Source organism: Microcoleus sp. N9_B4, assembly GCF_036701635.1.
Taxonomy (GTDB): Bacteria; Cyanobacteriota; Cyanobacteriia; order Cyanobacteriales; family Microcoleaceae; genus Microcoleus.
Window position 1 is genome coordinate 65,117 of record NZ_JAUBRC010000036.1, and the last position, 11,598, is coordinate 76,714.

The 11,598-nt window shown below is 45.8% G+C and carries 9 protein-coding genes; 4 read left to right on the forward strand and 5 right to left on the reverse strand.

Annotation, left to right across the window (positions count from 1 at the left end; translation table 11 throughout):
* Positions 1-340: 340 nt before the first annotated feature.
* The 3 genes from QUA43_RS22110 to QUA43_RS22120 form a co-directional block, all read right to left on the reverse strand.
* Positions 341-1,501, reverse strand: coding sequence for an ATP-binding protein (locus QUA43_RS22110; protein WP_333376523.1), 1,161 nt, complete (start codon positions 1,499-1,501; stop codon positions 341-343).
* On the reverse strand, positions 1,498-1,869 hold the full coding sequence (locus tag QUA43_RS22115) for a response regulator (protein WP_333376525.1): 372 nt from the start codon (positions 1,867-1,869) through the stop codon (positions 1,498-1,500). The genes QUA43_RS22110 and QUA43_RS22115 overlap by 4 nt, the downstream gene beginning before the upstream one ends.
* 441 nt (positions 1,870-2,310) lie before the next feature.
* On the reverse strand, positions 2,311-3,774 hold the full coding sequence (locus QUA43_RS22120) for an ATPase domain-containing protein (RefSeq protein WP_333376527.1): 1,464 nt from the start codon (positions 3,772-3,774) through the stop codon (positions 2,311-2,313).
* A 97-nt stretch (positions 3,775-3,871) separates the two neighbouring features.
* Between QUA43_RS22120 and QUA43_RS22125 the strand changes: the two genes are divergently transcribed.
* The 3 genes from QUA43_RS22125 (at position 3,872) to QUA43_RS22135 (ending at position 7,173) form a co-directional block, all read left to right on the forward strand.
* Entirely contained in the window at positions 3,872-5,287 is a 1,416-nt protein-coding gene (locus QUA43_RS22125) for an FAD-binding oxidoreductase (RefSeq protein ID WP_333376529.1), read from the forward strand.
* A gap of 200 nt (positions 5,288-5,487) precedes the next feature.
* Positions 5,488-6,897 (forward strand): heterodisulfide reductase-related iron-sulfur binding cluster, encoded by a 1,410-nt coding sequence (locus QUA43_RS22130; protein ID WP_333376531.1) that lies wholly within the window; start codon positions 5,488-5,490, stop codon positions 6,895-6,897.
* 57 nt (positions 6,898-6,954) lie between these two features.
* A complete protein-coding gene (locus QUA43_RS22135; RefSeq protein WP_333376533.1) occupies positions 6,955-7,173 on the forward strand; it encodes a hypothetical protein in 219 nt (72 codons plus the stop codon).
* Between the two features lie 98 nt (positions 7,174-7,271).
* On the opposite strand, the gene QUA43_RS22140 is transcribed toward QUA43_RS22135, so the two are convergent.
* Positions 7,272-9,515 (reverse strand): beta-propeller domain-containing protein, encoded by a 2,244-nt coding sequence (locus QUA43_RS22140; protein WP_333376540.1) that lies wholly within the window; start codon positions 9,513-9,515, stop codon positions 7,272-7,274.
* 694 nt (positions 9,516-10,209) lie between these two features.
* Between QUA43_RS22140 and QUA43_RS22145 the strand changes: the two genes are divergently transcribed.
* Positions 10,210-10,725, forward strand: coding sequence for a phycobiliprotein lyase (locus QUA43_RS22145; protein ID WP_333376535.1), 516 nt, complete (start codon positions 10,210-10,212; stop codon positions 10,723-10,725).
* A gap of 118 nt (positions 10,726-10,843) precedes the next feature.
* Here QUA43_RS22145 and QUA43_RS22150 read toward each other — a convergent pair.
* A partial coding sequence (locus QUA43_RS22150) for a hypothetical protein (protein ID WP_333376537.1) occupies positions 10,844-11,598 on the reverse strand: 755 nt, incomplete at its 5' end.

Here is an 11,598-nt window from a genome sequence, read left to right on the forward strand (position 1 = left end):
AAATATCAGCAACGCCATGCACTTTAAAATAGTGTGATATCATTTCCGGTTGCATCGGAATAATAAAATCGAGTCAACAGTTAACACTCAACCATTCAGTTTTTCGACTCGCCCGTCAACAGTCAACAGTCAACAGTCAACAACAATTCCGGTGCAACCGGAATTGATATGAATTTTCTGCCAGCGGTGCGATCGAGCATGATAAATTTCCGCTGCAATTGCCTACGAAAAAAACCTCAAAAGCGTCCCATCGATGCCGTAATAAAAATGAGAAACCAGCGATTTATCATCCCTGCCAAAAATCCCGCCTTTAAATCCCAAGATAATTCCTGCATCTAGTTTAAGGCGTTGCAGGCGAGATTTGCTTTTTTCCAGGTTTTGCGATCGGCAGCGTTACTGTAAATGTACTGCCAACGCCTTCTTCACTGGTCAAAGTAATTTCGCCACCCTGCAAGTCCACGCATTTTTTAACAATGCTCAGCCCCAGTCCAGTACCGGGAATTCGACCGACATTTTTAGCCCGGTAAAATGAATCAAATAACTGTTCTTGGTCGGCGAAAGGTATGCCAATTCCTGCATCCTGTATCGAAAAAATAGCCTCAGTTTCAGTAAGTTTGAATTCAAAAATTACTTCGGTATTTGGGGGAGAATACTTAATAGCATTGGACAGCAAATTCCCCAGAATTCGCCGGAGCAAGCTTACCTCCAAACAGGCCATCGCGGATTGATGGTGATTGACAAAAATCAGCGTCACCCGATCATTTTCAGGTTTCAAATTCAGGCTGCTCTGAAATTCCTCTACCAACTCATTACACAACTTTGCTAAGTCTATCGGTAGCAAGCAAAAGCCTGTTTTTCCCGACTCAACACGCCCCAGCAGCAGAACATCATCTAATAACAAATCTATGCCTTTTGCCGCTGCTTGAGTTTTGTCTAGAAGTTCTTGTGTTTTCTCATCTGTTAATGTCAACTTGTACTTGCTAAGAAGTTGTGTAGTGCCGATGATGAAATTTAAAGGATTGCGAACGTCGTGGGCAATCATGTACAGCAGAGATGTTTTCATCTCGTTGAGTTCTTGGGCTGTTTGCAAAGTGCGATCGAGTTGGTCGTGAGACAATTTGAGAGTTAAAGACAACTGGCGCGATCGCAGCAAAATCTCCACCCGCGCTTGCAATTCTATCTTCTCGATCGGAGCGATAATCAAATCGTCAATACTTTGCCAAATAAATTGCGTTGCCATCCCTACATCCGAGCGGGATGTAATCAAAAGAAAAGGCAAGCATACCGGGTGTTCTGCCTGTTTTTGGGCGGCAACCCATTGCCAGTGGCGTTTCAGGGAAATACCGTCAATTATCCCCAGGTCAAAAGATTGATTAAATGGTAAAAACTCCTCACTATTTTCTGTTGAGTTGGGCAGCAAAACCTCATAGTAAACTGCTAGCCATTCTAATAACAGGCGGCGATTTTCTTTCTGTTCGACAAGCAATAAAATTTGACTCACGCAGGTTCTCCTAGCAAGCTGTGCACAATTCCCAGCAAATCTCTAACGATCAAAGGTTTTACCAACATATTCCGAGCCCCGTGGCAGAGGCTTTCGTGCTGAATGGCAGCGCTTTGTTTGGGCGAGAGTATCAGAAAAGGGATTTGGTGATTTCGCAGTTGTTCGCAGCACTCCCAAATCCGGCGGTCGAAACCAGAAATATCTACTAAAGCCATCCCGATCCTAGCAGGCTGACTGATAGCTTGTGCAACATCTTCATAGTTATAAGCCGCGATCATCTGGTATCCTTCTTTGTTGAGAAATTGTGCTAATAGTTCCAAGTTTCGCTGATTGCGGTCTACGGCTAAAATTATTGAGTTTTCAGTCATTTATTAGCTTCCTGTGAATACGGGTTATACCATTTTAGATTTTAGATTGTAGATTTTAGAATGGGGAGTGAGTAATTATATATGGGTTGGGAGGTGGCCTCAAGTGGGATTCTTTTTTTATCTGGTATTAGCTTACTTTTCTGCGAGCTATTACATAGGTTTTCAGTTGAGTGAAGTACAGATGCTGGGGTACAGGACACGGCCGCGTGCCCTGTGCCCCTACTGTATTTAATAGAATTGAAAACTACACTACGATAAAAGTCGAAAAATACACAAATTTACCAATATATTTAAGTTTTCCAGGACTTATGCTAGTGGTAAGGTGCGCGGTGCGCCCCCTACAGCTAGTGGTGAGGTGCGCGGTGCGCCCCCTACTCATTAGTAGATTCACGACTGCAAAATTAGCTGCAATTGCCCAAAAACAACACGACAAACCCCGATTCAATCTTCATCCGCTCCCCCCTCACTCCACACCGGCGCCGAACTCAAAATGCCGCGCAGCCCCGCTATCGGTTTGCTGACTTTGATGCCGTAGCGAGTAATCTCGAGTTCTCGCAGAGTTCTCTCGAAATTGCTGACTCGTTTTTTAATTACTCCGATCGCCTTGCGGATTTCTGTCCTATTATGCAGTTGGCGTTCCAGATAGCGTATAAACAGAAGATTATCCGCCAAATAGCTAATCCCGATCTCGGTCAGCCGAAAATCTCCGCTAATGGCTTCTACCTCATTAATCAAGATAACGGTGACTCCCATATTCTTCAGATACTTGCACAAAGCGTGCAAATTGTTCACCAAATCTTGCCCCTGCATCGAAAGCTGATAGCCAGAAATACTGTCAATCATCACAATCTGCGTCTTTTCCTGCTCCACCTCCTGGCGTACCATACAGGCAAACTGATCCGGCGAGTATAGCAAAGGTTCCACAGGTATCACGGAAAGACTTCCTTGCCCCATCATCGCCCCAACCGGGATATTAACTGATTCGCAGCGGCGCAGCAGAGTAGAACTTGACTCCTCAAAAATGTAAACTACCGATCGTTCCCCCCTTCCTGCGGCTTCCTTCATAAACTGAATCCCCACCGTCGTTTTACCAACGCCGCTAGGCCCGCTAATCACCGTGACAGTCCCCCGTTCCAGTCCCCCGTGCAGGAGTTCGTCCATTTCTGGAACCCCAGAAGAAATTGCTTCAGCCACAAAATCCTGTTGAAAGTTGTCCGGAAGCAGTCGCGGAAATACCTCCATACCAGTCTGACTCAGGCGCAGCGAATGGCGGCCGCTGCGGAAGTTGGAGCCTCGCAGCTTGGTGACAGACACAGCGCGTCCTTCAGGGCGAAGTTCCAAGTAAATTACTCCGTCGCTGATGAATTGCAAATCGTCGTCGGGAGCACTTGGTGTGCCTTCGGAGGTAAACACCACCGTCGCCCCCCCTTCCACCAAAAACCGCAGAAAAGACAAAACTTGTTTGCGAAACTGAAACTCATCCGCAGCTAAGTAGCGAAATTGAGTGATTGCGTCCAAAAACACCCGTTGTGGCTTGACAGCTTGGACTCGCTCGATAATCTTTTGTGTAGTCGGTTCTCGCTCAACCTCGGAGGGGGAGAAAATGTCATAAGTCTGAACTTCTGTAAAGAATTCTGACGATGGGCTCAAATCCAGGAACGCCATCGCTTCCATATCAAAACCGAGACTTTCGGCATTGGCCCGCAATTGCGCTTCCGGTTCTCCTAAAGTAATAAACAGGGGCGTTTCTCCCAGAGCCACACCAGCAGCCAAAAAGTGAAAGCCGAGTGTAGTCTTGCCAGTACCGGGGCCCCCGCGCACCAAATAAGAGCGTTGAGGAATTAGGCCACCGCCAATCACTTCGTTGAGACCAGTAATTCCCACAGAAAGTCGGTTTTGAGACATTTGTTTTTTCATGTTTTGAATATCGGGCCCGTATTAATATTTAATGGTTTTAGGCAGTGTTTTGATAATTTTTTTTACCGGGCGTCTCATAACCTTCATGAAATCTTTTTCTACCGAAAATTACGTAAGCACACAAGAATTAGAAAGTATTGTCGGCACTGCTGGCATCTGTCGCTGGCAAGATACAGAGCCATGTTGGCAAGAACGGGTAGAAAAAGCAGTGGCCCCCGACACGGAAATACATTGTACTGTTTACCCGAATACTCAGGAAGAACTGGCGGCTGTCATTGCTTGGGCACAGCAAAATCGCTGTGCAGTCTTGCCTTGTGGCAGTGGCAGCAAACTTGATTGGGGCGGTTTAGTTAAATTTGACTCCGATCCCCCCCAGCCCCCCTTAACAAGGGGGGAGCAAGATGTTGTCAAAGTGGGTCTTTTTAAGGGGGATTTAGGGGGATCTCCTGATGCAGGGGGGATTGTGGCTGTCAGCACTTCGCGCCTCAATCGGCTTGTAGAACACGCTGTGGGCGATTTAACCGTGACTGCAGAAGCGGGAATGAAGTTTGCGGAGTTGCAGCAAATTTTAGCGACAGCAGGTCAATTTTTGCCGATCGATCCAGCATATCCGCAACAGGCAACTTTGGGTGGTATTGTCGCTACTGCTGATGCGGGTTCCTTGCGGCATCGCTATCGGGGGGTGAGAGATTTGCTATTGGGAATTACCTTTGTGCGATCGGACGGTAAAATTGCCGTAGCCGGGGGTCGAGTTGTTAAAAATGTCGCCGGCTACGACTTGATGAAACTGTTTACTGGTGCTTACGGCACATTGGGGGTCATTTCTCAAGTAACTTTCCGAGTTTATCCGCTGCCTGAATCATCGGGAACCGTAGTGCTGACAGGGGAAACTAATGCTTTGTCCCAAACGGCTCAAATCTTATTATCCTCTGCTTTGACTCCGACAGCCGTTGATTTGCTGTCACCTGAATTAGTCGCAAAATTAGGCTTAGGAAAGGGCACAGGATTAATCGTTAGATTTCAAAGTATCGCAGAAAGTGTTAAACAACAATCAGCCCGCTTACTGGAAGTTGCCGAAAAGTTGGGTTTGCAAGGCACTAGCTGCTGCGAAAATGATGAGCATCAGTTATGGCAAAGATTGCCAGAAACTATGTGGGATTCTGGCACAAAGTCGGCAATTATTTGCAAAATAGGAATCAGACCGTCGGAAGCTGTAACGGCAATTAACACATTGCCGGTACAGGATGCTTGGATTCATGCAGGCAGCGGTTTGGGGGTTTTGCGGTTTGAGAATGCGACGGCGGACACGTTGTTGCAGGTACGCAGAGGGTGCGAAGCCAAAGGCGGTTTTCTGACTGTTTTAGCGGCGCCGACCGACATCAAGCAACAGTTAGATGTTTGGGGCTATACTGGAAGTGCGATCGATTTAATGCGCCGGATTAAACAGCAGTTTGACCCGGAAAATCTTTTGAGTCCCCATCGTTTTATAAGCGGTATTTAGTTTAAACTTTGTAGTCAGGACTTTAGTCCTTCTTAAATCCCCGTCTAAATCTTTTGTAAACTAGGTTCTTTTTTAACGAACCGCGAAGACGCGAAGAACGCTAAGGAAGAAAAGAGAAGAAGAGAGAAGAGAAGAAAGTGTGTGTGTTCGCTTGATTTCATCCGTTAAATAATCCGTTGCCGAACTTCTTTCTGCCATATATGCAAACTTCAGAAACATCTCAAATTCCCAGCGACGATTTAAGACCTGCCAAAGAAAGCAATTTTCTAGCACAAAATCCCCACTTAGAAACCCTCGAAATCCCAGGTTTCGACGCCAACAATCCGCCAGACCCGAAATTAATCGATACTTGCGTACATTGCGGCTTTTGTTTGTCAACTTGTCCGAGTTATCGCGTACTCGGCAAAGAAATGGATTCGCCCAGAGGTCGCATTTATTTAATGGATGCAATTAATGAAGGCGACGCACCTTTAAACGCAGCAACCTCACAGCATTTCGATACTTGTTTGGGCTGTTTGGCTTGCGTTACAACTTGTCCGTCTGGAGTTCAATACGATAAATTAATTTCTGCAACTCGCCACCAAGTGGCCAGAAATCAGGAACGCACTTTTTCTGACAATGTAATTCGTACTCTGATTTTTAATCTCTTCCCTTATCCTCACAGATTGCGGCCTTTGCTTGTACCCCTGTTTATTTATCAAAAATTAGGACTGCCAAAACTTGTCCGCAAAACAGGTTTGCTGAAAAAAGTATTTCCCCGCTTGGCGGCGATGGAATCAATTTTGCCGAAAGTTACTGTCGATTCTTTCCGGGATAATTTACCAGAGGTAATTCCGGCACAAGGGGAGAAACGCTATCGAGTCGGCGTGATTTTAGGCTGCGTGCAGCGGCTGTTATTTTCGCCAGTTAATGAAGCTACTGTGCGTGTTTTGACGGCTAACGGTTGCGAGGTTGTGGTTCCTAAAAGTCAGGGATGCTGTGCTGCTTTGCCGGAACACCAAGGCCAAGCGGAACAGGCGAAAGCTTTGGCGAGGCAAATGATTGATAGCTTTGAAAATACGGGTGTTGATTTTGTGATTATCAACGCTGCTGGGTGCGGGCACACTTTGAAAGAATACGGTCACATTTTAGCAGATGACCCGCAATATCGGGAGAAAGCTGAGAAATTTGCTGCTAATGTTAAGGACGTGCAAGAGTTTTTGGCGAGTGCGGGAATTACGGCAAAACTCAATCCTTTGATTGATGGAGATTTGACAATTGTTTATCAGGATGCTTGTCATTTGTTGCACGGGCAAAAGATTAGTTTGCAGCCGCGTCAGTTGCTGCAACAAATCCCTGGGGTGAAGTTAAAAGAACCTGTGGATGCGGCTTTGTGCTGCGGGAGTGCGGGGGTTTACAATATGCTTCAGCCGGAGATTGCTGATGAATTGGGAGTGCAAAAGGTGGAGAATTTGCTGAATACTGGGGCGGAGTTGATTGCTTCTTCTAATCCGGGTTGTTCTTTGCAAATTAAGAAGCATTTGGAGTTGCAGGGAAAAGAAGTTACTTTAATGCACCCAATTGAGCTTTTGGATTATTCGATTCGCGGGGTGAAGTTGCTGAGGAAGTAGTTTGGTAGGGCGGGCGGTGTCTGCCCTATTTTCGATGCTGAGTGAGATTTTTTTTCAATGAACCGCAGGAATTCACAGGCGGGACGCCTGTTCCACAGAGGAGTCTGGGGTGAAGAGTTGCAAATTTATCGCCCTGACGGCGAACTGTTTACAAGTTATGAGGAGGTTTCTCGCAGCTTGGAACAAGCCGAACAGCGGGCAGAACAAGAACGACTGCGGGCTGCTTTACTGGCAGAAAGACTGCGATCGATGGGAATTGACCCGGAACAATTGTAAACTAGATTGGGAAAAGGGCGATCGCACTTTTAAATTTTAGCAAAAGTGCGATCGGCATAATAACTAATGACTAATGACTAATGACTGATCACTAATGACTATTTCCCCTCTTCTAACCTCAAAAAATGCACCTGTCCCGAAGCTTCGGCCACTACGATTGTCACCCCATCAGGGGCAATAGCGCAAGCTTTCAAAGCACTATCTCCGCTGAAATTAGCAATTACTTCTCGACTTAACAAATCCCAAACTTTGAGAGTATTATCGTCCGAAACAGAAATTGCTTTTGTTCCCATAGTCGCCACAGATGTTACCGCATCAGCATGACCTGCCAAAGTAAAAACTTCTTTTCTATTTGACAAATCCCAAACTTTCAAATTGTGTTCCCGCCCTCCTGAAATCGCCCATTTGCCATCCGCCGTAACTGCCACAGCATTCACAAAACTCTCATGACCTTTGAGAGTGAAAAGTAGATTTTTGACGGCTAAATTCCATAAATTTGCCAAAATATTCTTTTCTTTACCCAAACTCCAAACTTTCAGAGTTTGGTCGCCGGAAGCCGAAATAATCCGCTTGCTGTCGGGAGTAACTGCCACAGCTTTTATCCCGTCCTCATGACCTGAAAAAGTAAAAAGTTCCTCTCCTGTTTCTAGATTCCAAACTTTAATAGTTTTGTCTCCTGAACCGGAAATCGCCATCGTTCCGTCTGCCGTCACTGCCACAGAATTTACCCAGTCTGTATGACCAGTGAAAGTAAAGATTTCCTTTCCGGTTTCTAGATCCCAAACTTTCACAGTTTTGTCGCCCGAACCAGAAACAACTCGCTTGCTATCCGGTGTAATTGCGATCGCTTTTACCCAATCTTTATGTCCCGAAATAGTTAAATTTTCCTGTCCGTTTTTGAGATTCCAGACTTTAATGCTGTTGTCTCCTGAACCGGAAATTGCTTTCGTACCGTCTGCCGTCACTGCTACAGCATTTACCCAGTCATCGTGACCTGCAAATGATAAATTTTCTTCGCCTCTTTCTAAGTGCCAAACTTTGAGAGTTTTGTCAGAGGAACCAGAAACTATCCTCTGCCCGTCGGGGGTAACAGCCACAGCATTCACTGGGGCGATGTGATTGATAAAAGTGAAAAGTTCTTCTTTTGTTTCCAGATTCCAAACTTTCAGCGTTTTGTCGCCGGAAGCCGAAATTACCCGTTTGCCGTCGGGACTGACTGCCACAGCTTGCACGAAACTGCTGTGTTTTCCTAAAGTGAAAAGTTGCTTTCTTTCTGACAAACTCCAGACTTGAACAGTTCCGTCGTAACTGCCGGAAATTATGAGTTCGCCGTCGGGAGTAACTGCTACACTTTTTACCCAGTCTGCATGACCCGTGAGAGTAAAAAGTTCTTTTCCGGTTTCTAGGTTCCAGACTTTCATGCTGTTGTCTCCCGACCCGGAAATCAACCGTTTGCTATCAGGAGTTACTGCTACGGACTGGACAAAACTGCTGTGACCTTTGAAGTTAAAAATTACTTCCCTAGTTGTCAAATCCCAAACTTTAATACTGCCATCCCAAGAACCTGAAATTACTCGCTTGCCGTCGGGAGTTACTGCTACTGCTTCTACGGCAAAAGTATCGCCTGCAAAAGTAAATATTTCTTGTCCAGTTTCTAAATCCCAAATTTTAATGGTATTGTCCCAAGAACCGGAAATTACTTTAGTACCGTCGGGGGTGACAGCTACAGCATTGACGTAGGTAAGATGACCTTTGAGGGTGGCAAGTTCTTCTCCTGTTTCTAAGTGCCAAATTTTGAGATTGTGGTCGGAGGAAGCAGAAATTGCCCGCTTACCGTCGGGGGTGATTGCTACAGCTTGTACCCAGTCTGTATGCCCGGTGAGGGTACGCAACAATCTCCCGCCGGGAGGGGTAAAGCTGGGCGTTATCGGTCGCAGCCACGGGGTTTTTTGTTGTTTTGCTTGTGTTAACAGTGCTTGAATTTCTGGACTTTCAAAGCACATCAAGCGGGCAATTAGTTGGGTGGCTAGTTGGCTTTTATCTGTGGCTAGAATGTGGGCAGACAGCCGAATTGCTTCTTGGATTAATTTGAGTTGCTCGGCTTTTTGGTCTGAGATAATAATATCGGGACTTGTTGCTAAATCGTAATCCTCTATTAGCGCCTGTACTCCCGATGCTGACAGCTTGGCTTTAATAAAATTGTAATCTGTTAGTAAGCTGTATAATTTTTCGGAGTCTGAAGTCGCTGCTAGCTGACTGGGCAATATTCCCAGGTAGTGCGTCTGTTCTGCAAGCTGCATTTTATCCAGCCCTTGTTTAAACTCGGTCATAAATTTACGGATGTGTTTTTTAAATGTATGCGATCGCTAGCTGCACCCTACCGAAAAGCCGATCGAGAATCTTTTCTCTTGACTTAGCATGACATATTTGAATGCTATGTGCTACGGGCTTGCTGTCCTCGGTTTGGTGATGGTTCGATGAATTGCTGGTTTTTTAGTCGGAGTCTGCTTTGAGAATTTTCAAGCAGTGCGATTACAATAAATCGCCGCCAATATAATTAAACTCCGCAACGCCCAATTTACCGATCAATTGACAAAAGCTCAGATATATCGTTGTTTTTCTTAACATAGCTGGTCTTTGGGCGATGATGGTCGATCGATCAACACTGTCAAAGCTAAAAAATTTCCGGTATCGTAATCCTATTTAATGTGCGAAAAAGACTTTTTATAACGAAATATAATGGCGGATTCTCTAATTTTATGTCAAGTCGGCCGCATCAGCGAGGCAGATGTCCCCCAGATTGGGTTTCGTACCAGGGCGGCATCTGCAATCTGTTTCACGCAAAGCTCTCAGAAAGGTTTGCAGGTGCGCCCCCTTCCTCTAAAATATAGAAAAGGACTTGCACTCTTAAACCGGGTTTCTAGACAAAATCATTGGTTTGACCGCTAGGTACGTAGTCAGAAACCGGGTTTCTGACTCCATAGCGCGCAAGTCACGATCGCAAATAAAGCAGTATTGACTTTAGAGACAAATTTCATGGATGTTATCGAGTTTTTCGAGTTAAGTGCAGGCAAATGGTTTTCTCAGCGTACCGTACACAATCTCAATTCTGGGGAATTGCAGGCCGGTAAATCCGACCTCAAAATAGAAATACTGACAGCTAGCGATGCAGCAGTCGTCAAACTTTGCCAACAACACTCGATTAACCCGGCCTCAACTGGGCTAACCAGCGTTCGGATTAGTTGGGACGGTATTCCCGATCGCGACAAAGCTAAACAAATCGGTTCTACAATATTAGCGATCGTACCAAATCCCGACAATCCAAGCGTTGGCAAAGTGTTGCAAGACAAGGGTAATAGTCGCTACGTGATGGGCGACGACGTGCTGACATTGATTACAGAATCAGACACCCTCCATGCCGAAGAAAGGCTGTGGTATCTCATGCCCAATTTGCGGCTGCGGACTAGCTTTGTTAAGCAAGCTAACGGTACGGAACAAGCTTCTTTTTGTTCGGAAATTCGGATGGGAGTAAGTGCCCCAAGTGAAAAATAACTATCTATAGCGGTTCTCAAGCGTTGTGAGGTATGGGGGCGAGTCCTATGCCCTATGCCCTATGCCCTATGCCCTATGAGCACCTCATGTTACTGAGAAAGGCTATAGTTCCCAAAGTTTACACTCTATTTCTGCTTTCTCCCTTCTTTCTTCGGCCTTCTCTGGCAATCGCTTTTAACTTGGTATGAAAATCAGTGTGTTTGACAACTGGGAATGATTTTGCCACAGGTTTGTCCGCTAATTTGTGCTCAACTTCGGCTCGATCGGCGAGGGCGGTAACAGCCACATCTTCATATACTACAAATTCTGTATTTTCTTTTGTGCGATCGTCCGCTGCAGGCAATTTTCCTGTTTCCTCTGCCTCTGTGTTTGGGACTTCTGCATGAAGCACCACATCCAGTTGCGCCTCTGACGGCCCACGCAAATCTAACTCTGGGGCAGTTACTTCCGATTCCTGGTTCGATAAAAGTATATCTTCCGGTGACAGTTGAGCAACACTTTCCCCGGTTAAATTTTGAGGAAAATTATTGCATACCAAGCGTTCAAACTCGCGATTGAAATGATAGAGAGGTTGACCTATCCGATGCCACATACTCAATAGCTGTCCCACAGAAACAGCCTTGTAGCGGCCTTGATAAAGCGCTTCAACAACTGCTAAACGCAGCCAATAGCCGGGATACTTGGTCAGCCATTCACCCGCCAATTTCTCGGCTTTTTTGCCACCTAGGTCAAAACCGTAGTGAACCAGCAGAGCCGCTGCTTGTGCAGATATTGCCGTCACTTCTGTCATGTGTTGTCTGTTGACTGTTGACTGTTGACTGTTGACTGTTGACTGTTGACTGTTGACTGTTGACTGTTGACTGTTGACTGTTG

Coding starts and splice junctions, on each gene's coding strand:
- QUA43_RS22115 (WP_333376525.1), bottom strand. CDS start 1,869: ATGACTGAAAACTCAATAATTTTAGCCGTAGACCGCAATCAGCGAAAC.
- QUA43_RS22120 (WP_333376527.1), bottom strand. CDS start 3,774: ATGTCTCAAAACCGACTTTCTGTGGGAATTACTGGTCTCAACGAAGTG.
- QUA43_RS22125 (WP_333376529.1), top strand. CDS start 3,872: ATGAAATCTTTTTCTACCGAAAATTACGTAAGCACACAAGAATTAGAA.
- QUA43_RS22130 (WP_333376531.1), top strand. CDS start 5,488: ATGCAAACTTCAGAAACATCTCAAATTCCCAGCGACGATTTAAGACCT.
- QUA43_RS22135 (WP_333376533.1), top strand. CDS start 6,955: ATGAACCGCAGGAATTCACAGGCGGGACGCCTGTTCCACAGAGGAGTC.
- QUA43_RS22145 (WP_333376535.1), top strand. CDS start 10,210: ATGGATGTTATCGAGTTTTTCGAGTTAAGTGCAGGCAAATGGTTTTCT.